Source organism: Pseudomonas sp. PDM27 (assembly GCF_019219205.1).
Classification (GTDB): domain Bacteria; phylum Pseudomonadota; class Gammaproteobacteria; order Pseudomonadales; family Pseudomonadaceae; genus Aquipseudomonas; species Aquipseudomonas laurylsulfatiphila.
The window spans coordinates 226,278-249,231 of sequence record NZ_JAHUWF010000006.1 but is presented as its reverse complement, the minus strand read 5'-3'; the positions used below and the strand labels follow the sequence as shown (position 1 = coordinate 249,231).

At 60.4% G+C, this 22,954-nt stretch carries 26 protein-coding genes; 12 read left to right on the top strand and 14 right to left on the bottom strand.

Translation table 11 applies throughout. The features are described 5' to 3' along the window. Nucleotides 1-87: 87 nt before the first annotated feature. Nucleotides 88-1,317 (bottom strand): winged helix-turn-helix domain-containing protein, encoded by a 1,230-nt coding sequence (locus KW838_RS15185; protein ID WP_218501469.1) that lies wholly within the window; start codon nt 1,315-1,317, stop codon nt 88-90. 80 nt (nt 1,318-1,397) lie between these two features. Continuing rightward, the gene (locus KW838_RS15180) at nt 1,398-1,613 is read right to left on the bottom strand and encodes a DUF1127 domain-containing protein (protein WP_007973532.1); all 216 of its coding nucleotides are present in this window, start codon (nt 1,611-1,613) and stop codon (nt 1,398-1,400) included. 95 nt (nt 1,614-1,708) lie between these two features. Between KW838_RS15180 and KW838_RS15175 the strand changes: the two genes are divergently transcribed. Next, nucleotides 1,709-2,563: a LysR substrate-binding domain-containing protein gene (locus KW838_RS15175; RefSeq protein ID WP_102700339.1), complete on the top strand. Its 855-nt coding sequence runs from the start codon at nt 1,709-1,711 to the stop codon at nt 2,561-2,563. Here the strand turns inward: KW838_RS15175 and KW838_RS15170 are convergent. Continuing rightward, complete coding sequence (locus tag KW838_RS15170; protein ID WP_102700348.1) at nt 2,553-3,287, bottom strand: sulfite exporter TauE/SafE family protein; 735 nt, start codon at nt 3,285-3,287, stop codon at nt 2,553-2,555. The two genes, KW838_RS15175 and KW838_RS15170, sit on opposite strands and share 11 nt — an antisense overlap. A gap of 125 nt (nt 3,288-3,412) precedes the next feature. On the opposite strand from KW838_RS15170, the gene KW838_RS15165 reads away from it, so the two are divergent. From KW838_RS15165 to KW838_RS15150, 4 genes are all read left to right on the top strand, one after another. Beyond that, complete coding sequence (locus tag KW838_RS15165; RefSeq protein ID WP_218501468.1) at nt 3,413-4,369, top strand: LysR family transcriptional regulator; 957 nt, start codon at nt 3,413-3,415, stop codon at nt 4,367-4,369. Nucleotides 4,370-4,436: 67 nt separating this feature from the next. Then, the gene (locus KW838_RS15160) at nt 4,437-4,898 is read left to right on the top strand and encodes a MarR family winged helix-turn-helix transcriptional regulator (RefSeq protein ID WP_218479695.1); all 462 of its coding nucleotides are present in this window, start codon (nt 4,437-4,439) and stop codon (nt 4,896-4,898) included. A 345-nt stretch (nt 4,899-5,243) separates the two neighbouring features. Further along, entirely contained in the window at nt 5,244-5,663 is a 420-nt protein-coding gene (locus tag KW838_RS15155; protein WP_007973539.1) for an organic hydroperoxide resistance protein, read from the top strand. A gap of 34 nt (nt 5,664-5,697) precedes the next feature. Continuing rightward, nucleotides 5,698-6,711 carry an alpha/beta hydrolase gene (locus KW838_RS15150; RefSeq protein ID WP_102700336.1) on the top strand — a complete coding sequence of 338 codons (1,014 nt, stop codon included), beginning with the start codon at nt 5,698-5,700 and terminating at the stop codon, nt 6,709-6,711. 173 nt (nt 6,712-6,884) lie between these two features. Here KW838_RS15150 and KW838_RS15145 read toward each other — a convergent pair whose 3' ends face one another. Further along, nucleotides 6,885-7,454, bottom strand: coding sequence for an elongation factor P (locus KW838_RS15145; RefSeq protein WP_017134022.1), 570 nt, complete (start codon nt 7,452-7,454; stop codon nt 6,885-6,887). A gap of 48 nt (nt 7,455-7,502) precedes the next feature. Next, nucleotides 7,503-8,645, bottom strand: a complete 1,143-nt coding sequence (gene earP / locus KW838_RS15140; RefSeq protein WP_102700335.1) for an elongation factor P maturation arginine rhamnosyltransferase EarP — start codon at nt 8,643-8,645, stop codon at nt 7,503-7,505. A 124-nt stretch (nt 8,646-8,769) separates the two neighbouring features. Between earP and KW838_RS15135 the strand changes: the two genes are divergently transcribed. After that, the gene (locus KW838_RS15135; RefSeq protein WP_102700334.1) at nt 8,770-9,180 is read left to right on the top strand and encodes a hypothetical protein; all 411 of its coding nucleotides are present in this window, start codon (nt 8,770-8,772) and stop codon (nt 9,178-9,180) included. A 2-nt stretch (nt 9,181-9,182) separates the two neighbouring features. Next, nucleotides 9,183-9,665, top strand: coding sequence for a GreA/GreB family elongation factor (locus KW838_RS15130; RefSeq protein ID WP_102700333.1), 483 nt, complete (start codon nt 9,183-9,185; stop codon nt 9,663-9,665). A 6-nt stretch (nt 9,666-9,671) separates the two neighbouring features. Here KW838_RS15130 and cysB read toward each other — a convergent pair whose 3' ends face one another. The 5 genes from cysB to KW838_RS15105 all read right to left on the bottom strand — a co-directional run bounded on the left by cysB (nt 9,672) and on the right by KW838_RS15105 (nt 13,626). Beyond that, nucleotides 9,672-10,646 carry an HTH-type transcriptional regulator CysB gene (gene cysB / locus KW838_RS15125; protein WP_015094029.1) on the bottom strand — a complete coding sequence of 325 codons (975 nt, stop codon included), beginning with the start codon at nt 10,644-10,646 and terminating at the stop codon, nt 9,672-9,674. A 113-nt stretch (nt 10,647-10,759) separates the two neighbouring features. Next, a complete protein-coding gene (locus tag KW838_RS15120; RefSeq protein ID WP_008023285.1) occupies nt 10,760-11,263 on the bottom strand; it encodes a universal stress protein in 504 nt (167 codons plus the stop codon). A 95-nt stretch (nt 11,264-11,358) separates the two neighbouring features. Next, nucleotides 11,359-12,264: a 5'-nucleotidase gene (locus KW838_RS15115; RefSeq protein ID WP_218501467.1), complete on the bottom strand. Its 906-nt coding sequence runs from the start codon at nt 12,262-12,264 to the stop codon at nt 11,359-11,361. A gap of 25 nt (nt 12,265-12,289) precedes the next feature. After that, complete coding sequence (locus tag KW838_RS15110; RefSeq protein WP_102700331.1) at nt 12,290-13,243, bottom strand: putative 2-dehydropantoate 2-reductase; 954 nt, start codon at nt 13,241-13,243, stop codon at nt 12,290-12,292. After that, the gene (locus KW838_RS15105; RefSeq protein ID WP_102700330.1) at nt 13,240-13,626 is read right to left on the bottom strand and encodes a co-chaperone YbbN; all 387 of its coding nucleotides are present in this window, start codon (nt 13,624-13,626) and stop codon (nt 13,240-13,242) included. Before KW838_RS15105 ends, KW838_RS15110 begins: the two co-directional genes overlap by 4 nt. Here KW838_RS15105 and KW838_RS15100 point away from each other — a divergent pair. Together KW838_RS15100 and KW838_RS15095 are read left to right on the top strand one after the other, a co-directional pair. Further along, entirely contained in the window at nt 13,625-14,068 is a 444-nt protein-coding gene (locus KW838_RS15100; protein ID WP_007973560.1) for a PilZ domain-containing protein, read from the top strand. The two genes, KW838_RS15105 and KW838_RS15100, sit on opposite strands and share 2 nt — an antisense overlap. Before the next feature lie 187 nt (nt 14,069-14,255). After that, nucleotides 14,256-15,332, top strand: coding sequence for a 3-deoxy-7-phosphoheptulonate synthase (locus tag KW838_RS15095; RefSeq protein WP_102700329.1), 1,077 nt, complete (start codon nt 14,256-14,258; stop codon nt 15,330-15,332). An 87-nt stretch (nt 15,333-15,419) separates the two neighbouring features. Here the strand turns inward: KW838_RS15095 and KW838_RS15090 are convergent, their stop codons facing one another. Then, nucleotides 15,420-15,707 (bottom strand): GNAT family N-acetyltransferase, encoded by a 288-nt coding sequence (locus tag KW838_RS15090; RefSeq protein WP_007973562.1) that lies wholly within the window; start codon nt 15,705-15,707, stop codon nt 15,420-15,422. Between the two features lie 641 nt (nt 15,708-16,348). Here KW838_RS15090 and oprI point away from each other — a divergent pair. Continuing rightward, nucleotides 16,349-16,600 (top strand): outer membrane lipoprotei OprI, encoded by a 252-nt coding sequence (gene oprI, locus KW838_RS15085; RefSeq protein WP_003199355.1) that lies wholly within the window; start codon nt 16,349-16,351, stop codon nt 16,598-16,600. 123 nt (nt 16,601-16,723) lie between these two features. Here oprI and KW838_RS15080 read toward each other — a convergent pair whose 3' ends face one another. From KW838_RS15080 to KW838_RS15070, 3 genes are all read right to left on the bottom strand, one after another. Beyond that, nucleotides 16,724-17,698: a L,D-transpeptidase family protein gene (locus KW838_RS15080; RefSeq protein WP_102700328.1), complete on the bottom strand. Its 975-nt coding sequence runs from the start codon at nt 17,696-17,698 to the stop codon at nt 16,724-16,726. Nucleotides 17,699-18,776: 1,078 nt separating this feature from the next. Then, nucleotides 18,777-19,070 carry a hypothetical protein gene (locus KW838_RS15075; protein WP_007991769.1) on the bottom strand — a complete coding sequence of 98 codons (294 nt, stop codon included), beginning with the start codon at nt 19,068-19,070 and terminating at the stop codon, nt 18,777-18,779. A 56-nt stretch (nt 19,071-19,126) separates the two neighbouring features. Continuing rightward, the gene (locus tag KW838_RS15070) at nt 19,127-19,732 is read right to left on the bottom strand and encodes an arylesterase (protein WP_007973565.1); all 606 of its coding nucleotides are present in this window, start codon (nt 19,730-19,732) and stop codon (nt 19,127-19,129) included. A 10-nt stretch (nt 19,733-19,742) separates the two neighbouring features. On the opposite strand from KW838_RS15070, the gene KW838_RS15065 reads away from it, so the two are divergent. Then, a complete protein-coding gene (locus KW838_RS15065) occupies nt 19,743-20,426 on the top strand; it encodes an ABC transporter ATP-binding protein (RefSeq protein ID WP_102700327.1) in 684 nt (227 codons plus the stop codon). Next, nucleotides 20,426-22,930 carry an ABC transporter permease gene (locus KW838_RS15060; protein WP_218501466.1) on the top strand — a complete coding sequence of 835 codons (2,505 nt, stop codon included), beginning with the start codon at nt 20,426-20,428 and terminating at the stop codon, nt 22,928-22,930. The genes KW838_RS15065 and KW838_RS15060 overlap by 1 nt, the downstream gene beginning before the upstream one ends. The last annotated feature ends 24 nt before the right edge of the window (nt 22,931-22,954 follow it).

The window sequence follows — 22,954 nt, the reverse complement described above, 5'->3', positions numbered from 1 at the left end:
ACTGTAGGAGCTGCCGCAGGCTGCGATCTTTTGTTTTTTCAAGATCAAAAGATCGCAGCCTGCGGCAGCTCCTACAAAAGCAGGGCTTCAGTCACCTTCAAATTGTGTGAATGCCACCCGCAACCTTGCCGCACTCGCCCGCGGGCAGTTCAACTGAACCTGCGCCAGCCCCAGCCAATCCGCCATCTGCCGCAGATTGACCGCCAACGCCAGCATCCCCTCCTCATCCAGTCCCGTTTCTTCTTCATGCACCGCATGCACAGCCAAACGACCCGCCGCACGCTCGGCACGCAGATCGACCCGTGCGGCAATCCGTTCGTTGTGCAGAAACGGCAGCACGTAATAGCCGTAAACGCGCTTGTCCTGCGGCGTGTAGATTTCCAGCCGATAACGGAAATCAAACAGCCGCTCCGTACGGCTGCGCTCCCAGATCAGCGAATCGAACGGCGAGAGCAAGGCACTGGCCGCGACTTTGCGCGGCACCTTCGGCTCGGGCAGGCAATAGGCCGGTTGTCGCCAGCCCTGGACTTCGCAGGTCAGCAATTCACCGGCCTCGACCAACTCGGCCAAACGTGGACGACTGTCCGCAGGGTTCAGGCGGAAATAGTCTCGCAAGTCCTTCTCCGTACCGACACCCAAGGCCGTTGCCGCATGCCGTAACAGGCCGCGCTGGGCGTCAGCTTCATCCAGGACGGGCTGCGCAAGCACCGCCGAGGGAATCACCCGCTCCGGCAAATCGTAGAGCCTTTCGAACCCGCGCCGTCCAGCAACGGTCACTTCGCCGGCAGCGAACAGCCATTCCAGCGCATGCTTTTCCGCACTCCAGTCCCACCAGGGCCCGGCGCGCTCCTGGCGGGTCGACAGACTCCCGGCACCCAGCGCGCCCTGCTGCTCGACCGATGCCAGCACGCGACGAATCGTGTCTTGCTGCTCACGCCCAAAACGCGCCAATTGCTGATAGATGTCTTCGCCACGGCTCGCTCGCTGCATGCGCCAACGCATCAGCGGGTACAGGGAAAGCGGTAACAACGAGGCTTCATGGCCCCAATACTCAAAGAGTGTCCGACGCCGGCCCTGGCTCCAGGCAGCCTGGTCGAGCAAGTCGGAGGAGTAATGGCCGAGGCGGGAGAACAGCGGAAGGTAGTGCGAACGCACCACTGCATTGACCGAATCGATCTGCAAAATGCCTAGCCGTTCGATCAGTCGGTTGAGCGCAACAGCCTTGATCGCCGCTGGCGACTGCCGCCCGTTGAACCCTTGGGCGGCCAGCGCCAGACGCCGAGCCTGTTTGAGGGTAAAGGACAATGTTGCGGGCATGGGCATCTCCTTGTCTGCTCGCAACCTACCTCACCGGTAAGGGGTTTGTGTAGCGTGGCATTCATCATTTATTGATCGGATCATTTATGCATCGGGTCGCTCCAGAACGGTTTGATCGACTCGTTCTCCACATCCGCACGACTCATGCCGATGTCCTTGAGCGCCTCGTCGCTCAAGCTCGCCAGCAGTTCGCGCTCGCGATGCAGTTCGTACCAGCGGCCGACCTTGTGCAGCAGATCGGATATCAGGTGAATGGAGTGTTTTTCCGCACCGTGGAACTCATGTTGACCTTTCATCTTGTTGCCCTCCGTTTGGATGGCTCCAGTCTCGCGCCGGGTCTAAGATCAATCCAACGAATGTTTCTGATGTCACATATCTCGGAGATTGATGAATGTCGGCCTACCCGAGTATCGATACCGAAGTGCTGCGCACCTTCGTCGCCATCGCCGACCAGGGCGGCTTTACCCGCGCCGGCGAATTGGTCAACCGCACCCAGTCAGCCGTCAGCATGCAGATGAAACGACTGGAAGAAGATGTGCTGCAGCGCCAGTTGTTCCAGCGCGACGGACGGCAGGTGCGGCTGACGGCCGAAGGCCAGGTGCTGCTGGGCTATGCGCGGCGGATCCTCAAGCTGCACAGCGAGGTCTTCAATACCCTGCGTGAGCCCGACATGGTCGGCACGGTGCGCATCGGCACGCCGGACGATTATGTGATGCGATTTCTCCCGGGGATTCTGCGCCGGTTTGCCCAGTCCTATCCGTTGATCCAGATCGAAGTGCACTGCGAATCATCGAAACAGCTGTTGATGCGCCAGGACCTGGACCTGTCCATCGTGACCCGCGAACCGGGCAGCGAAATCGGCCAGTTGTTGCGCAAGGAACGTTTTGTCTGGGCCGAGGCGCAATGCTACAGCGCCCACGAACAGACGCCGCTGCCGCTGGCGATGTTCAACAGCGATTGCTTCTGCCGCCAGTGGGCCTGCAATGCCCTGGATGCCCGGGGGCGCGATTACCGGGTGGCGTACAACAGCGACAGCCTGTCGGCGATCATGGCCGTGGTCAGCGCCGGCCTGGCAGTGACCGCGCAGCTTGAAAGCCTGATCACCGCGGACATGCGCATTCTGGGTGAAGCCGAGGATCTGCCGTTGCTGCCCGAGGCCAGCATCATGCTCGTGCGCAACCTGCATAACCCGTCACCGATCACCGAGTGCCTGGCCGACCACATCATTGATGGCTTCAAACTTTGAAAGCGAGCGTCACCGCACAGAACACCAGGAACCCGCAAAACAGCCCGCGCAGCAACCGCTCCGGCAAGGCGTGGGCAACCTTCACGCCCCAACTGATGCTCATCAGCCCCCCGACCGCCAGGGGTAAGCCGATCCCCCAGTTGACCTGATGGTGCACGGCATAAGTCACCAGCGTTACCCCCGTGCTCGGCAAGGCCAGCGCCAACGACAACCCCTGCGCAACCACCTGGCTGGTGCCGAACAGACTGGTCAGCACCGGTGTCGCCACCACCGCGCCTCCCACGCCGAACAACCCGCCCATTGTGCCTGATGCAGCGCCAAGCACGCCCAGCCAGGGCCATGAGTAGTTCATCTGTGACGTCGCCGTGGTGTGTGCGGCGAACATGCGAACAAGGTTGTACGCCGACAGTGCGATCAGAAACCCGACAAAACCTATGCGCATGGTTCGAGCATCGATGCCCACCGCCCAGATCGACCCGAGCCAGGCGAAGCAGAACCCCATGAGGGCCAAAGGTAGCGCGTGGCGCAGCTCGATCCGGTTGCGCTGATGGTAGCGCCACAGCGCCAGCATCACGTTCGGCACGACCATCACCAATGCCGTGCCTTGGGCGATCTGCTGGTCGAGCCCGAACAGCACGCCCAACAGTGGAATGGCAATCAGGCCACCGCCGATGCCGAACAAACCACCAAGCGTGCCCAGGGCGGCACCGAACACCAGGTACATCAGAAACTCAATCACGGCCGATTTCTCCTTACATCACGCCATTGATCCTACGCAGTTGCTGATGGCACGGAAACGCACAGCGACGCACAATGGCTGTGCCAAATTCGCACAAGCGCAGACTTGCCATGAATCCTAATCAACTGACCGACCAACTGGCTTTATTCCTCGATGTACTGGAAACCGGCAGTTTTTCCGCCGCCTCACGCCGTCATCCGATGACCCCTTCGGCCGTGGCACGGCGTATAGACAGCCTGGAAAACGCGGTCGGCAGTCAACTGTTCATCCGCAGCACGCATGCGGTGCGCGCTACCCCGGCAGGATTGGCCTTCGCCGAGCGAGCACGGCGGATCGTCGCCGAGTTGCGCCTGGCCCGGGCCGAGGCGGTGTCCTTGAGCAGCGCGCCGGAAGGCCTGATTCGTATCGATGCGCCAGCAGCCTTTGGGCGCCGGCACCTGGCACCGGTGATTGCCGATTTCCTCATGCTCTATCCGGGACTCGATGTGCAACTGCACCTGATCGACAGTTTCGTCGACATGCAGGGCCAGAACCTCGGCAAGGTCGATCTGGTGCTGCGCGCCGGACAATTGGCCGACACCCGGCTGGTGGCCACGCCACTGGCGAGCATGGTGCGTATTGCCTGCGCCAGCCCTGACTATTTGCGCCGACGCGGCGTGCCGACCGATCCGTCACAGCTGATTGAACACGACGGCCTTGATTGGGATGGCCTGGCCCCGCTCTTCGCCTGGCGTTTCGAACGGGACGGGCACATGCAGTTGCATCGACCGGCGCGGGTGCGCATGAGCGCCAACAATGCCGAGGCGCTGGTATGCGGCGCATTGGCCGGATTGGGTATCGCGCACCTGCCGACCTGGCTGGCCAGCGAGTACCTGTTGCGGGGTGAGTTGCTGCCGCTGTTCTGCGACAGCGGCCTGCCGAAACCGGAAAACGCCGGCATCTATGCCTTGCGCCTGGAACAACAACCCAACTCCCGTAGCCGCTTGTTGCTGGAGTACCTGAAAACCCGCTTCAGCCCGGTTCCGCCCTGGGATCTGCTGTTGCAAACCCATTTGCAACGGCACTGATCAAAATTATCTGGCGCATTAAAGATTCGCCCGCTAGATTCCAAAGATCACAGATCAAGGCTTCGACATGAGCACCGAGCGCAACACCCCGGACAACTGCGACAACCTGCTGCTGGATAACCAGGCCTGCTTCGCCCTGCACTCCACTTCGCTGATGATGACCAAGGTCTACAAGCCCCTGCTGCAAGCGCTGGGCCTGACCTACCCGCAATACCTGGCAATGATGGTGTTGTGGGAAAAGGACGGTTTGACGGTAGGCGAAATCAGCACGCGATTGCTGACCGACCCCGGATCCTTGACGCCACTGCTCAAGCGCCTGGAGGCCGAAGGCCTGCTCAGCCGAACCCGCAGCCGCGAAGATGAACGCGTGGTGATCGTCGAGCTCACCGAACAGGGCCGGGCGTTGCGCGACAAGGCACGTGATATTCCCCAATGCATCCTCGGCGCCAGCGGGATGACACTGGAGCGCCTGCAAAACCTGCAAGCGGAGTTGCAAACACTGCGTCGTCACCTGCAGGACAGCCTGTAATTCCCCCCCCACTGTGGGAGCGAGCCTGCTCGCGAATGCAATGTCACATTCAACATAGATGTTGACTGACACACCGCAATCGCGAGCAGGCTCGCCCCCACAGTAGCTTTGCGGCCTACCAGAAACTCGGGCTCGTCACCTGCTCCTGAAAAAACAGACTGCCCCCCACCGATAGCTCTAAGTCAACACTTGCGAGCATAACCGTCTCGCTGCCCTTTGGTTTTTTCAAATTTCTTTGAAAATTTATCTTGCGCACTAAACATTGGCGCGATACATTCATTTCGCACTTACTTAGCGCGCAAACATTTAGCGCAAAAAATCAAACCCCTGAACGAGGCTTTCACCATGCAAACTCTCTACACCGCAATCGCAACTTCCACCGGTGGCCGTGACGGTCGTGCGGTTTCCAGCGACAACATCCTCGACGTCAAACTCGCCACGCCGAAAGAACTCGGCGGTGCCGGCGGCGCAGCCACCAACCCTGAGCAACTGTTCGCCGCCGGCTACTCCGCCTGCTTCATCGGCGCTCTGAAATTCGTCGCCAGCCAGACCAAGCGCAGCATCCCGAGCGACGCTTCGATCACCGCCCATGTCGGCATCGGCCAGATTCCTGGCGGTTTCGGCCTGGACATCGACCTGCACATTAGCCTGCCGGGTCTTGAACAAGCCGATGCCCAGGCACTGGTCGACGCCGCCCACCAGGTCTGCCCGTACTCCAATGCCACCCGTGGCAACGTCGATGTGCGCCTGCACGTAACCGTCTAAGCGCCGACTTCCCAGGCCCGAACAGGAAACGAACATGAACACTTTCAGCAAAGTCTTGACCGGTACCCTTCTCGCTCTGTCGATCAACGGTGCGTTCGCAAGTGATGGGGTTGAACACAACACCCAGGCGTTTCTCGATGTGCTGAATGCCGGTACCGGCAAGCCACTTGAACAACTCAGCCCGAAAGACGCCCGCGCCGTGCTGACGGGCGCGCAGGCCGGGGTGAAACTGACACTGCCAAAAGCCGATGTCAGCCAGAAGACCATTCAAGTCGACGGCCAACCGCTGAACCTGACCATCGTCCGGCCGGCCGGGGTCAAGGGTGAACTGCCCGTGTTCATGTTCTTCCACGGCGGCGGCTGGGTACTGGGGGACTTCCCGACCCACGAGCGGCTGGTGCGTGACCTGGTGACGGGGTCGGGGGCAGCGGCCGTGTTCGTGAACTACACGCCGTCGCCGGAAGCCCATTACCCGGTGGCGATCAACCAGGCTTACGCCGCGACAAAATGGGTGGCCGAGCACGGCAAGGAGATCAACGTCGATGGCAAGCGCCTGGCGGTAGCCGGCAACAGTGTCGGCGGCAACATGGCGGCCGTGGTTGCGCTGATGGCCAAGGACAAGGGAACCCCGGCGATCAAGTTCCAGGTGTTGCTGTGGCCGGTGACGGATGCCAACTTCGAAACCGCGTCCTACAACCAGTTTGCCGAAGGGTACTTCCTCAGCAAAAATGCGATGAAGTGGTTCTGGGACAACTACACCACCGACGCCAACCAGCGTAACGAGATCTACGCCTCACCCCTGCGCGCAACCACTGCCCAGTTGAAAGGGTTGCCGCCAGCGCTGGTACAGACCGCCGGTGCCGATGTGTTGCGCGACGAAGGCGAAGCCTACGCCCGCAAACTAGATGAAGCCGGAGTGCCGGTGACCTCGGTGCGCTACAACGGCATGATCCACGACTACGGTCTGCTCAACGTGGTGAGCCAGGTGCCAGCGGTGCGTTCGGCGATGTTGCAGGCGTCTGAAGAGTTGAAACAGCACCTGAAATAAAACTGTGGGAGCGAGCTTGCTCGCGATAGCGGACTGTCAGGCAACACCTTTGTTGAATGCTCGGACGCCATCGCGAGCAAGCTCGCTCCCACAGGTTTTTTGGTTGAACCCGAAATCGCAGGCACAAAAAAGCCCGACTCAATGGTCGGGCTTTTTCATTCCTCAAGCAGTGCTTATTTGGCACGGCCTTTGTAGGAACCGCCTTCGCGGGTATCGATCTCGATCATGTCGCCGATTTCGATGAAGTCAGCAACCGACAGCTCGGTACCGTTCTTCAGTTTGGCAGGCTTCATTACCTTGCCGGAAGTATCGCCGCGAGCGGAACCTTCGGTGTAGTCAATCTGACGCACGATGGTGGTCGGCAGCTCTACGGAAACCAGACGGCCTTCGAAGAATACGGCTTCGCAAACGTCGGTCATGCCTTCTTCCACGAATGGCAGAACGCTTTCGATGTCTTCGGCGTTCAGCTCGTACATGGTGTAGTCGGTGGTGTCCATGAACGTGTAGGAGTCGCCGCTGATGAAGGACAGGGTCGCTTCCTTACGGTCGAGGATCACGTCGTCCAGCTTGTCGTCCGCACCGTATACGGTTTCGGTCTTGTAGCCGGTCAGCAGGTTCTTCAGCTTGGTCTTCATGATCGCGCTGTTACGACCGGACTTGGTGAATTCAGCTTTCTGAACCAGCCAAGGATCGTTGTCGATACGGATCACGGTACCGGGTTTGAGTTCTTTACCAGTTTTCATTGCGAATATCCGAATTTGGATGGGATTTACAAAAATCTAGGCCGCGTATCATATCCAATTTCCATAAAACTGTACCAGCGCCGTGGCAAGATCGGCCTGCAAGGCCTGTTCCAGACACCACGCTTCGGCGTGTTTTTCCAGCTCTGGCCAGTGTTTACAAGTGGATTGCCAGTGGTCGGGCATTTTTTCACCGGCGTTCCAGGCCCGCCAGAGACCGCTGATCGCCTCTCGCGCAGGGTCCGATAGCCCCTTCACATAGAGTTCGAGGAAAGCTTCGAGCTTGTCCAGATGGATATCTTCTTCCTGCCGGTAGATGTGCCAGAGGAATGGCCGCCCCGCCCATTGAGCGCGCACAAAGGAATCTTCGCCACGCACGGCATTGAAATCGCAGCACCACAGCAACCCGTCGTATTGGTCCTGGCGGACGAATGGCAGCACTTGCACGGTCAAGGCGTCACGCACATGCACGGCACCGGCCGCCAGCCCCTGCACACCGAGCCAACGCTCGACGTCGCCGAGAATCCGCCCTTCCGGTACCAGCAGGTGAGTGGCCGTCGAATCGCCAGCCATCGCATCGAGCCAACTGGCCAGCCCGGTGTTTTCGTAGGCGAACAATGAGATCAACTGTGCGCCGGGTGCAGGATCAATTCCTAAACCGTGCAGGAATTCTCTTTGAGCTTGCGGGTCCTGCTGAAATTGCCGACGACGCTCAAGCAACCCGCGCTCACGCAACAATCCGCCAGTGCCCTTCTGGAAACCCGGGAAGAAAAAGAACTTCTGTACGCTTTTGTACTTCACCGAGGGCAAACCGTGACAGCCGATCACCCAGTCCTCGGCACTCAGGTAGTCGAGGTTCATCCACAGCGGAATCTTTTCCCGTTCGACCATGGCGTCCATGTAGGCGCTCGGCAATTGGCAGGCAAATGCAGCAATCACCACATCGGCGGCTTCGGTCCGTTGCCACTCGGCTGGCCATTGGCGCACTTCGACGCCTTGCTGCCATTGCTGCGCAGCGTGGATGTCGATTGGCGGACACAGGCGCTCGAACGCTCGCAGATCATCGACCCACAGACGCACCGCCAGCCCATGTTCGGCCACCAGTTGCCGGGCCAGTCGCCAGGTCACGCCGATGTCGCCGAAGTTGTCGACCACGGTGCAAAAAATATCCCAGCGGGTTTTCAGTTCAGGCATTCCAGGCTCCCGTTGGCAAAGGCGCCGATTGTCCGCATAAATTACCCCGTGCAGAAGAGCCGACGGCGATTATTCTTCATGCGACAATCGCCACTCGCCAGTGACCTTTCGCCAGGAGGCAACCATGCCCCACCGCCCCGCTCCGCGCCGATCCTTCCCGATCAGCCTCAATGCCCTGCAACTGACCGGCAGCATCGCCCTCGGCATGTGGCTGGGATTCCTTGCCATCGTGCTGACCTGCTGGCTCGCTTCACGCCTGCTTTTCAGCGAACAATTGGCACCCGTGGCGGCAGCTGTGGAGCAACTGGCCAAACCACCGGTGGTGACTCAACCTGTGCCGGACATTCCGCCACAGAGCCCGCTGTTCGAGCAATATGAAGAAAACCTGCGCAAGAACGAACAGGCACAACGGCTCGATCAGGCCCGCAGCAGCACTCGCAACCTGGCCAACCCGAACTGTCAGTTCTGGCTGCAACAGGACCGAACTGCACCCAGCGAAAAAAGTCGCGCCAACGTCCTGCAATTCTGCGATTGATCATGAATAAGCACACCGTCCACCAACTGATTCTCGACAAGCTGCAGATCGATCTCGACATCGCCGAACGGGCCGCGCAAACCGCCTACGAAACGGCGACCCATGAAGAAAACATCGCCGAGAACAAATACGACACCCTGGGACTCGAGGCGTCCTATCTCGCGGCCGGGCAAGCCAAAAGGGTCGAGGAAATCCGCCAGTCACTGAGCCTCTGCCAGAACCTGGCCCTGCGCCCGTATGACGATCAGCGGGGCATCGAAGTAGGCGCGCTGCTCGGGCTCGAAGACGAAAAGGGGCGCGAACAATGGCTGTTCCTCGCCCCTGATGCAGCGGGGTTGAAAGTCGACCTGGTGGGGCAACTGATCACCGTCATCACCCCGCGCTCACCGCTGGGCAAAAGCCTGCTGGGCAAGTTCGAGGGCGACGAGGTGGAAATCACGGTGGCGGGCGCTCGGCAACAGTTCGCTGTCACCGAGGTCGTTTAAACGGGCTTAATGGACTGGCAGTTCGACACCTTCGAACAGCTCTTCCAGCTCCTGCTTGTTGTGGCATTGAATGGCCTTGGCCATGACTTCGCGGGTCAGGTGCGGCGCGAATTTCTCGATGAAGTCGCACATGAAGCCACGCAGGAAGGTGCCGCGACGGAAGCCGATCTTGGTCACGCTGGACTCGAACAGTTCGCTGGCATCAAGTACGACCAGGTCGCTGTCGAGTTTGGTGTCGACGGCCATTTTCGCCACGATGCCCACGCCCAGCCCCAGGCGAACATAGGTCTTGATCACGTCGGCGTCGGCGGCGGTGAACACCACTTTCGGCGTCAGGCCTCGATGGCTGAACGCTTCGTCGAGTTTCGAACGGCCGGTAAAACCGAACACGTAGGTGACGATCGGGTATTCGGCCAGCGCTTCGAGGGTCAGTTTCGACAGTTTGGTCAAGGGGTGGCCCTGAGGCACGACCACACAGCGGTTCCAGCGGTAGCACGGCATCATCACCAGATCGCCGAACAGTTCGAGCGCCTCGGTGGCAATGGCAAAATCCACGGTGCCGTCAGCGGCCATTTCGGCGATTTGCATCGGCGATCCCTGGTGCATATGCAGGGCAACGTCCGGGTATTGCTTGATGAAATTGCTGATCACCGGCGGCAACGCATAACGCGCCTGGGTGTGAGTGGTGGCAATCGACAGGGTGCCTTTCTTCTCGTTGGAGAATTCCTGGGCGATCTGCTTGATGCTTTCAACCTTGCGCAGGATTTCGCCAGCGGTGGTGATGATGCGCTCACCGGCCGGGGTGACCCGGGTCAAGTGCTTGCCGCTGCGGGCAAAGACTTCGACGCCCAGCTCATCTTCCAGCAGACGGATCTGTTTGCTGATGCCCGGTTGAGAGGTGTAAAGGCTTTGGGCTGTAGCGGAAACGTTGAGGTCGTGGTGCGCCACTTCCCAGATGTAGCGCAATTGTTGAAGCTTCATATGAATCCCTCAAAGCAGGTAGACGCCACGGGCATCAGCGACGATATATAACTATATTAATGGCTCGAAGAATAAATCTAGAACTTTTTTATCAGATTGCCATTATTCGGGTCCTAGAGGTCCCCTTGACGACGACGTTGCACCAATGGCACCAGATAGACCGGCACCTTGGACAGTTGCAACACACGGGCGGCGGTGCGGCCCAAAGGCGTTTCCGCACCCGCACCGTGGCTGTGACTTCCTACGATCAACAAATCCACGGAGAGTTTCTGCGCCTGGTCCAGAATCACCTGCGATGGGTCGCCCTGCAGCACCCTGACTGCCTGAATCCGCTCCAGGTCGTGCTCCCCTTCATCCCCCAGCTCCTCACGAAAACTGTCGAGCACCCGCTGCTCGATACTGGCAATCACCGTATTCAGGCCCTGGCTGTGAAACTCGTTCAGCGCCTGTTCATCGAGATAGCTTTGCAGCACCGATTCGGCAAACAACCCCATGGGCTCAACCGCATGCACGACGTACAAATTGGCATTGAAGGTGCGGGCCAGTTCCAGGGCATGCTGCATCACCACGGGCGCGTACAGGCCAAGGTCAGTGGCGTACAGCATCGAACGAATCATATGACCTCCTCGACTGCCAACATGGCGGAGATTTGATTCAGCTTAGCAGTGCCTTGGCGACTACGACGTCCGGCGCAACACATTGAACGGCGGGCTTAAACCTTTTGCTCGTTGCTTATGCCGTGGGGCACATGACCGGTGGCGACGACTTCACGGGCCAATTCGCAGTGGCCGGCCTGATCATCGAAAAATACATCGGCGGCGAAGGCTTCGAGAAAGGCGGACTTGGTCAGGCCGCCGAGGAACAGCGATTCGTCGAGACGGATGTCCCACTCGCGCAACGTGCGAATCACCCGCTCATGGGCGGGCGCCGATCGCGCCGTGACCAGCGCGGTACGAATCGGACAGGCGTCCTCCGGGAACTCACGCTGCAACAGGTTCAGGGCCGCGAGAAAGCCCTTGAACGGCCCACCGCGCAAAGGCTCGCGAGCGGCCTCACGCTCGCTGGCCTGGAACGCCTCCAGACCACCGGCCTGATAAATGCGCTCCGACTCATCGGAAAACAGCACCGCGTCTCCGTCGAAGGCAATGCGCAGCTCGTCGCTGGCCGCACGGCTGGCACCGCCAGAGAGGATGGTCGCCGCGGCGAATCCGGCGTCAAGGGCATTGCGTACGTCTTCGGCGTGGGTCGAGAGAAACAGATCGCAGCCAAAGGCCTTGAGGTAGGGATACGGACTACGCCCGCCGACGAATGCCGCACGGGAAATCGCCAGACCGTAGTGGTCGATCGAATTGAATACCCGCAGCCCGGTGTCGGCGCTGTTGCGCGACACCAGAATCACCTCGACCCGGGCGCGGCCCAGGCTATTGTTGAGGCTCAGGAGTTTCTGCACCAACGGAAAAGCATCGCCGGGCTGGAGGATTTCGTCTTCGTGTTCGATCTGATACTGCCGGTAGGCTTCGACGCCCCTCGACAGATAGACCTTGTGGCTTTCGCTCAAATCAAACAGCGCCCGCGAAGAAATCGCCAGCACCAGCTTGTCGTCAATTGCCTTTGGCATGCCCTTCCCCCTCAGGTCGGTCGACTCAGGTGTTGCGTCGATCAATGAAACACAGGCTGCGATACAAGGCCTCGATGCGCGGCATTTCACATCCCGCGGCCCTGGCGGCCGCCAGGGGTCTGGCGTAGATCGCCACCAATTCGAGCGGCCGCTTGTGCAGGAAATCGTGGTACATGCTCGGCCAGTAGTCGGGCATTTTTTCGGTCACCATGAACAGGTGCTCGGCATACCCTGCCGGTACGTCATGCCCGCAGGCAATTGCGCCTTGCACCACTTCAGCCATCAGCGCCTTGATCAGTTCGCGACTGTCGGCATCGGCCATCAAGGGTGTGGTGCTCGCCCCGAGCAAAACCGAGAGACCGTTGTAAGGGATATTCCAGACCAGTTTTTGCCAGCGCGCCTGATGCAAATTCGCCATGGCCTGGGAATCGAGGCCGGCGCTGCGGAACAGGCCGACGCCCTCCTCGACTATCGCAGTGCGTGTCGGCCCATCGGCGGGACCGCTGTGATAACCCACGTGCACCGCGCCCAGCGCCTGATGGGTGATGACGCCCGGGGCCTCGCGATGGACGCAGATGTAGCAGAGTCCGCCGAGCACATGCAGCGAATCGGGGAGCAACTCGCGCAGGCTGTCCTCCACGTCCAGGCCATTTTGCAACAGCAGCACCTTGGCATCCGGTGCTGCCGCCTGCAGGATGGCCGGTGCCAGATCTGCGTTGCTGGTGGTTTTCGCGCCTACCAGCAGCCAGTCGCAGGGCGGCATGTCTTCAGCCTTCGAGTAAGCCTGTACCGGGTTCAGTTTCAGCGCACCGTGGGGCGCGCTATCGACTTGCAACCCGTGCTCGGCCACGGCGGAAAACTCGCTGCGCAGCAGAAAATGCACATCAAAACCGGCACGCGCCAGCATCACCCCATAGAAACCGCCGATTGCGCCGGTCCCGATGATGCCGATCGTCGGCCTGGCAACTGTCCCCATCATGGCAACTCCTCTGCTGTTCGACTCAACGCCTGGCGCACGGCTCGATTGAGCTCTGTGTCGGTCAGGCGCGATTTCAATGTTCCGAAGAATTCGCCGTCGCGTACCACAAACAGCGCCGGCAAGTGAAAGACCTGATATCGCTCGACCACCCCGCCGTTATTGCCGGCATCGATCCAGCACAGTCGATCGACGGCCAGATCGAGTGTCGGCAATTGCTCGCGGGCAAAACGACAGCTGGCGCAGCCAACACTGGTGAAAATGACCAGCGAAACACCGCTCATCGCCAGCAGCCGTTGGTCGGCGTCAAAATCGGTCAGTTCCAATTCGACCACTATACTGGGGAGAACAATGTCAGATGGCCGACACATGGAGTCTGTGTTCATGGGACGATTCATTCCTCACCCTGACGATGTGCCCGTCGAATTAACGTTGCTGAAACCTGAGTGTATTTCGCGACGGCAGCTGCACACTATCAGCCTCGGGGGCATGGCTTGCAATTATCACCGCGCGTGGCGCTACGGCACGGCGCTGGAAGTACGCATGCCGACCGTGAACCCGGACATGCGCTACCTGGGCTATGTCGCCTGGTGCCTGCGGCGCAAACGCGGTTATCTGGTGGGCATCGCCTTCGTCGACGAACAAACGCTGTTCAGCGCCCGAATGGGTGAGCAGGTGTGCCAGATTGAACGCTACTGCCGCCTGCATGAGTCCCACGAAGACTTGCAGGATGTTCAGGCCCTGGCCCTCGAATGGGTCCAGGAGCATGCCGACGAGTTCTCGCACGAATCGGTGCGCAAGGCTTTTGCGCAACCTGTGCCGGAATAGGGGTGTACTTGATCGGTTTGGCCCTCACGGCAGGGAAACTGACTGCGAAAGCCCACCAAACCGGCGTCTGCCCATTGTCGAGCCACGGTGTAACGCGCTAAGGTTCGGCTCCCCGACGCGCTTAATTTGCTGTGCTCCGCCGCGCGGGTTCGCTGGCGGCCGGCACCCGTGACCTGACGAGTAAACGATGGCTGATTTACCGATCAACGACCTAAACGTCGCCTCCAACGAGACGCTGATCACTCCCGACCAGCTCAAGCGCGATATTCCCCTGAGCGACGCTGCACTGCGCACCGTCACCAAGGGCCGCGAAGTCATTCGCAACATTCTGGATGGCACCGACCACCGCCTGTTCGTCGTCATCGGGCCTTGCTCGATCCACGACATCAAGGCCGCCCACGAATACGCCGAGCGCCTGAAGGTTCTCGCGGCCGACGTGTCCGATACCCTGTATCTGGTCATGCGCGTGTATTTCGAGAAGCCACGTACCACCGTCGGCTGGAAAGGCTTGATCAACGACCCGTACCTGGACGACTCGTTCAAGATCCAGGATGGCTTGCACATCGGTCGCCAGTTGCTGCTGGACCTGGCCGAAAAAGGCCTGCCAACCGCCACCGAAGCCCTCGACCCGATCTCCCCGCAGTACCTGCAGGACCTGATCAGCTGGTCGGCCATCGGCGCGCGCACCACCGAATCCCAGACTCACCGTGAAATGGCGTCCGGCCTGTCATCGGCCGTCGGCTTCAAGAACGGTACCGACGGCGGCCTGACCGTGGCGATCAACGCCCTGCAGTCGGTTTCCAGCCCGCACCGCTTCCTCGGCATCAACCAGGAAGGTGGCGTCTCCATCGTGACGACCAAGGGCAATGCCTACGGTCACGTGGTGTTGCGCGGCGGCAACGGCAAGCCGAACTACGACTCGGTCAGCGTTGCGCTTTGCGAGCAGGCGCTGAACAAGGCGAAGATCAAGCCGAACATCATGGTCGATTGCAGCCACGCCAACTCCAACAAGGATCCGGCCCTGCAACCGCTGGTGATGGAAAACGTCGCCAACCAGATCCTCGAAGGCAACAAGTCGATCATCGGCCTGATGGTTGAAAGCCACCTGAACTGGGGCGCCCAGGCGATCCCGAAAGACCTCGCCGACCTGCAGTACGGCGTGTCGATCACCGACGCCTGCATCGACTGGACCGCGACCGAAAACACCTTGCGCAGCATGCATGCCAAGCTCAAGGATGTGCTGCCTAAACGCGATCGCAGTTGATCGCCTGACGGCCGGATCAAAAAGCGCACACAAAAAAAACGCCGGGTAGAACCCGGCGTTTTTTTTGTGCATTCGTTTGACTGAAAGTCACTGACTCAGCTTGGCTGCATGCCGCTGGTGACGCTCCATATAGCGCTCGACGTAGGAGCACGATGGAATGACGGTGTAGCCCATTTCGTCAGCGTACTCCAGCGCCTTCTCGGTCAAGGCTGCCGCAATACCGCGACCACGCAATGCGTTGGGCACGAAGGTGCGATAGATATCCAGGGTCTGTTTCCCCAGATCCATATAGGTCAGATAGGCACGATGACCGTCCACATTGGTCTCGAACTGATGACCAGCCTGGTCATGGTGGATGGACAACGCCTCGCTCATCACTACTCCTCGCGGGTCTGGAATTCCGACCCCTACCTTACCGATGTTTTTCCGGCGAAGGAACATCTACGCCACCCCGTGCCTGAATGGACACCGAGAAGAACCGCACCGATCTCGCGCTACCGAGCACGTACAAATAGTAGGCACCATTGACAGAAATGCTCAAGGTGCGCTCGTCATCATGCCCGTTGGCGGGTGCTGCTCCGTAATCACGCAGGAATGGCTCGACCGAAGGTCACTCCGGGTCGATAGCCTGAACATTGCCGGATGTTGAGACTTAAGACGAGCGCCCGTTGTTAAAGTCACCTGAACATCGAGAAAGATAGTGAGAGGCGCTGCGCAAAAGCCGAACAAAAGTGTAGACGAATCCATATAGGCGGACTTTAGCCAACCGCGGAAAAAGAGCGCCGTGCCGAAGGAACTTTTTCTCGGCAGTTCGCTCAGCCACGGGCCTTGCAGCTGGATATTTTTTAAACAGTTCAGTTAAAAGTTGCTCGAAAAAGAATCAACGCCTACAATTTTTTTTGCTTCTTGCTTCACGTCAGTTTTACTTACTACAAGTAATGGGTAGTATGTACGCCGGCTATTTCCTCAATCGGAGGAGATAGCTACTTAATAGAAAGTCCTTGAAGGGGAACACGATGAACAACGTTCTGAAATTCTCTGCTCTGGCTCTGGCCGCAGTTCTGGCTACCGGTTGCAGCAGCGCATCGAAAGAAACCGAAGCACGTCTGACCGCTACTGAAGACGCAGCTGCTCGCTCCCAGGCTCGTGCAGACGAAGCTTACCGTAAAGCTGATGAAGCTCTGGCTGCTGCTCAAAAAGCACAACAGACTGCTGACGAAGCTAACGAGCGTGCTCTGCGCATGCTGGACAAAGCTAGCCGCAAGTAATAGTCCTTCGGGATTGTTATCAAGCCGACCCATTTTTTGGGTCGGCTTTTTTATTGCCCGGCGTTTCTCCAGGCAATAAAAAACCCGTCGACGCGGTCTGCGTCGACGGGCTCTTGACCCGTGTTACTGCAGCGGATCGATCGGCGTGCTCGACACCATCGGCGCGACGCCGTTGCCCGGCACCGCGATCTCTACCGGCAGGCCATCTTCAGCGGCCACCACGTCCCGCACCACATCCCAGTTCATGCGCAGGTTGTTGGTGATGTCTTCACGCTTGAGCATCGCATTGATGACCGCAGTGTGCTTGTCGACCACCGACGGGTTGCCCTTGTCGTCCAGCGGCGTGTGCGCCTCCAGATAGACCTTGCCGCCACTCATGCCGAATTTGTACGGGTCGTTGATGATCCGTACCGAGGTACCGACCGGCACCATGCCTGCCATTTGCAGCACGTTGTTGTTGAACATGCGGAAGCAACCGTGGCTGGTGCGCATGCCGATACCGAACTTCTTGTTCGAACCGTGGATCAGGTAGCCCGGTGTGCCCAGGGTGAACTTGAACGGGCCCAGCGGGTTGTCTGGGCCTGCCGGCACGACGTTGGGCAGCGGATCACCGTCTGCGGCGTGCTCGGCCTTGATCGACGCTGGAGGCGTCCAGGTCGGGTTAGGCGTCTTGGCGGTGATGCTGGTGTGGGCAATCGGAGAGCCCCAGCCTTCACGACCGATACCGAGCGGGAACGTGTACACCACGTTCTTGCCTTTCGGGTAGTAGTAGAGACGGTATTCAGCCAGGTTGATCACGATGCCTTCACGCGGGCCTGGTGGCAGGATGAAGCGGGTCGGCAGAATGATTTCCGTGCCGGCGCCCGGCAACCATGCATCGACACCCGGGTTGGCCGCGACCATTTCCGTGTAGCCCAGGTCATAGGCAGTACCAAGGTCGGCGAACGTGTCTTCGTACTTGGCCTTGATCACCTGCACCTGACCGATGATGTCCTCACCGGGCGGTGGCAGGGGAAACTCCAATGCTGCAACAGGACCGGCCACGAAAAGGGCGGCAAGGGTCAGGCAGCGGGTGACGGCAGGAAAGCGCGGCAACATCCGGAAAATCCTTCGCATGATCGACAGAGGGTATAAGAACGGGATTGTACACTGCCGTCCGTTATTTCGGGGAGATGGCCCGATTGCAGGCAATGTAAGGCGATTTTGCGATTGTCCTCGCTCCCACATTGGGTCCCCGGTTTTACTCGGGACTTGTGGCCACTGAAGATCCCTGTGGGAGCGGGCTTGCTCGCGAAGGCTGCGTGACAGGCGACATGGATTTTTGAGGGTGTACATATCCGTTGCTGCGGTCACGGCCGCTTACGGTTCCGCTCTTACAGCGGGTCACTTTGGAAAAGCCGGAATGCCGGCCCAGCCCAAAGTAACCAAAGGGCTCTTGCCCCTGACATTCGGTGCCTCGCCGTGGCTCGGCATGCCCTCGCTCCGGTCCTGCTCCGTGGGCCCGCCGCCATCGGCCATCCATGGCCGGGGGCGGCTAACCCGGCCTCCATGCCGGGTTGCCCACTGCGCAGGACCTCCACTCGGCCTCACGAGGGGGCGTACACCGCAAAAGCAAAGCGAGGCGGCCTACCGGCCGGCCTGTTTGTTGGGTTCGTTCGTCTGTGATGTACCTGCGCCTGTCAGGCCGCCATCGCGAGCAAGCTCGCTCCCACAGGGGATTGGGTATACCTGTGAGAGATTGGACGGCTAGCAGGCCGCCTTCGCGAGCAGGCTCGCTCCCACAGAAGGGCAAAAGCAGATCTGCGTACACAAACGCTCCCCACCACTCAACAGGCCGAGCGTTAGCTCGCCTGCCGCTCTTGATCTACCCGCCCCCTCGGCAGGCTGAGCGCAGGTGTTCATCCGGGGATAGGCGCGCAGCGCCGTTCGACGCAGTCGAACTCATTGCATGTAGGTCGAAGCGAAGCCGACCGGAGGGCAATGCCCCCGGATGGACACCGGAGCGAAGGAACCCCGAGCCTCAGCGAGGGGCCGTACGTTCGGGGCGAGCGTTTTTTGCTTCCTTTTTTAGGCGCTTGTAAAAAAGGGAGTCGCCGTAAGGGCGAAACCATAAGCCGCCGTTACCTAAAAAACGGATATGTACCCAGTCAGCAAAAGACAAGCGCACAACTAAGGATCAAAGCTCAAACCGCAATTCAGGCCAGATCGGCGACGTCCCCCGCTTCTGCGACTCAAGAATGGCCCTGCACAACGAACACAACCGCTGATCCTGAAACACCCGGCGATCAACACTCGACCAGCGAGGCGAAGCCGGTAACAGGCTGCCGCACAAGGTCCGGTCCGCCGAGCCACCCAGCTCCAGCTGACGGGTCACCAGATGCACCCGCACTTCCTGGCAGGCGAACAGATCCAGCTGTTCGTCAGGCTCGATCAGTTGATAGGCAAAGAGTGACCAGGCGGGACGCGGCATCGGGGGCTCCAAATCGGGGGCGCCACCTTAGCCGAAAGCCTGCGTCTAGAAAAGTGTCATAACAGCGGTTTTAGAGTAGGCCAGACATTTTCCAGCAACTTGTCCTGGGCCCCGGCCGCCGGGTGTATGCCGTCGGCCTGCATCAACTCCGGATGACCGCCCACGCCGTCGAGGAAAAACGGCACCAGCGGGATCTTTTTCTCATCGGCCAGGTTGCTGTAGACCTCGGCGAACGCCTTGGTGTAACGCGCACCGTAATTGGGTGGCAATTGCATGCCGAGCAACAGCACCTTGGCACCGCTGGCCCGGGAGCTGTCGATCATCGAGGCAAGATTTTGTTGCAATTGAGTTGGCAGCAAGCCGCGCAGGCCGTCATTGCCCCCCAACTCGAGGATCACCAGTTCCGGTTTATGCTCTGCAAGCAGCGCGGGCAGGCGCGCCTGGCCTCCGGCACTGGTGTCGCCACTGATGGACGCATTGATCACTTTGTCGTCGAAACCTTCGCGCCTGAGCCGTTGTTCAAGCAGCGACACCCACCCCAGCCGGGTATCCAGCCCGAAACCGGCGCTGATACTATCGCCAACGATCAGGACTGTACCCGCCGCTGCGTTTTGGGCCATGCACATCAAGGCCAGGCCAGCACTCAAAAACCAGACACGCATCGGACTCTCCATGGGCGCAAGCATTCTCATCGCGAAGGACCTTAGCAAAGTGGTTCCCAGCGCGGAAGGTGAACTGACCATCCTGCACGAACTCAGCCTGGAACTGAACAAGGGCGACAGCCTGGCCATCGTCGGCGCTTCCGGCTCCGGCAAATCCACACTGCTGGGCCTGCTCGCCGGTCTCGACCTGCCAAGCAGCGGCGAAGTCACCCTCGCCGGGCAAGGCCTGAGCAACCTCGATGAAGACCAGCGTGCGCGCATCCGCGCCGAGCACGTGGGTTTTGTCTTTCAGTCGTTTCAGCTGCTCGACAGTCTCAATGCCCTGGAAAACGTCATGCTGCCGCTGGAGCTCGATGGCCGCAAAGACGCCCGCGAACGCGCCACCGAGTTACTCCAGCGTGTCGGACTCGGCCAGCGCCTGACGCATTCGCCGCGCCAGCTCTCCGGGGGCGAGCAACAACGCGTGGCGATTGCCCGCGCGTTTGCCGCCGAACCCGATGTGCTGTTCGCCGACGAACCGACCGGCAACCTCGACAGCCACACCGGCGAGCGCATCAGCGACTTGCTGTTCGAACTCAACAAGGAACGCGGCACGACCCTGGTGCTGGTGACCCACGATGAACGCCTAGCCCATCGGTGCCGGCGCCTGATCCGTCTTGAAGCCGGCCTGCTGGTCGCCCCTGTGGAGCCTTGATGGTACGCCTGCCGCTGTTGCGCCTGTTCAGTCTCGCCATCCGCCAATTGCTGCGCGACGCCCGCGCCGGTGAATTGCGTGTCTTGTTTTTTGCCTTGCTGGTGGCCGTGGCCGCGAGCACTGCCATTGGCTATTTCGGTGCCCGCCTGAATGGCGCCATGATGCTGCGCGCCACTGAGTTTCTCGGTGCCGACCTGCTCCTCGAAGGCAGTTCGCCCGCACGCCCCGAACAGATAAGAAGCGGCACGGAGCTGGGACTGCAACATGCACAGGTGGTGGAGTTTTCCAGCGTCATCGCCACCGACAACGGCATCCAGTTGTCCAGCATCAAGGCCGCCGATGACACCTACCCGCTACGCGGCGAACTGAAAAGCGCACCCGCCCCGTTCGCCACGGAAACCGCCGGTGGCGGACCGCAACCCGGTGAAGCCTGGGTCGAGGCACGCCTGCTGACCGCCCTGGACCTGAAGATCGGCGACAGCATCGATGTCGGCATGAAAACCTTGAAACTGGTGCGGGTGCTGACCTACGAGCCCGACCGCGCCGGCAATTTCTACAGCCTGACGCCGCGGGTGCTGATCAATCTCGGCGACCTTGCGGCAACCGGCGTGGTGCAACCCGGCAGCCGGGTCAGCTATCGCGAGTTATGGCGAGGCAATGCCCAGGCACTCGAGACGTATCGGCAACTGATCAAACCGGGACTCGCCGCCAACCAGCGCTTGCAGGACGCCCGGGATGGCAACCGGCAGATCGGCGGCGCCCTGGGCAAGGCCGAACGCTACCTGAACATGGCCAGCCTGGTGGCAGTGTTGCTGTCCGGCGTGGCGGTGGCGTTGTCGGCGACCCGCTTCGCCACCCGCCGATTCGATGCCAGTGCCTTGCTGCGCTGCCTCGGACTGTCGCGCCGGGAAACCCTGGTGTTGTTCGGCCTGCAACTGACTGTGCTCGGGCTTCTGGCCAGCATCAGCGGCGCCCTCCTCGGCTGGCTCGCACAACTGGGGTTGTTTGCCCTGCTGCACGACTTGCTGCCGACCGACGTACCTCCGGGCGGACTGTTTCCGGCCGTCGCCGGGATCGGCACCGGCCTGGTGGCCCTGGCCGGTTTCGCCTTGCCGCCGCTGGCGGCTCTGGGCCGGGTTCCGCCATTGCGCGTGCTGCGCCGGGACATGCTGCCGATTCCTTCCAGCACCTGGATGGTCTACGGTGCAGCGCTGGGCGCCCTCGCCCTGATCATGTGGCGCCTGAGCCTGGACCTGGTGCTGACCTTTGCCCTGCTTGGCGGTGGCGTGATTGCAGCGTTGGTGCTGGGCGGTTTGTTGTTGCTCTTGTTGAAGAGTCTGCGGCGCTTGCTCGCGCGTGCGTCATTGCCCTGGCGCCTGGGACTCGGGCAATTGCTGCGTCATCGGCTCGCTGCCGCAGGACAGTCCCTGGCGTTCGGCCTGATCCTGCTGTCGATGGCGCTGATTGCGCTGCTGCGCGGCGAATTGCTGGATACCTGGCAGAACCAGCTGCCGAAAAACGCCCCCAATTACTTCGCCCTGAACATCCTGCCTGCAGATAAACAGGCTTTCACCGATCACCTGATCGCCGTGTCGGCAAAATCGGCCCCCTTGTACCCGGTGGTGCCTGGGCGCTTGATCAGTATCAACGGCGAACCGGTGCAGCAGATCGTCACCAAGGAATCGGCCGGCGACCGGGCTATCCAGCGCGACCTGAGCCTGACCTGGGCCGCGGACCTGCCGGAGGGCAACAAGCTCACGGCGGGCAATTGGTGGAACGAACAAACGCCAGACGATATTCCCGGCGTGTCGGTGGAAGGCAAGGTCGCTGAAAGCCTGAAACTCAAGCTCGGCGACCACCTGGTTTTCAGCGTTGGCGGGGTCAATCGCGAGGCGAAAGTCACCAGCCTGCGGGAGATCAACTGGGACAACTTCCAGCCGAACTTTTTCATGATCTTCCAGCCTGGCACCCTCAAGGATCTGCCGGCGACTTACCTGACCAGTTTCTATCTGGCATCGGGACATGACCAACAGATAGTCGACCTGTCCAGAGCCTTCCCGGCGGTGACGATCCTGCAGGTCGAAGCCTTGCTGGAACAACTGCGCAGCATCCTCGCCCAGGTCACCCTGGCGGTGGAGTACGTATTGTTGTTTGTGTTGGCGGCGGGGATGACGGTGCTGTTTTCCGGCCTGCAGGCGACGCTGGACGAACGCATTCGCCAAGGTGCGCTGCTGCGCGCGCTGGGGGCCGAACGGCAATTGCTGGTCAAGGCGCGACGCATCGAGTTCGGTTTGCTGGGTGCGGTCAGCGGTTTGCTGGCGGCATTGGGCTCGGAACTGGTGAGCCTGGTGCTCTACCGCTATGCCTTTGACCTGCCGTGGCATCCGCATCCTTGGCTGTTGCTGCTGCCACTGCTGGGCGCGGTGCTGATCGGCGGTGCCGGTGTGTTCGGCACCCGTCGGGCATTGAACGCCAGCCCGCTGACAGTCCTGCGCGAGGGTTGATAGACTCCAGCCGTCTCCCCCACA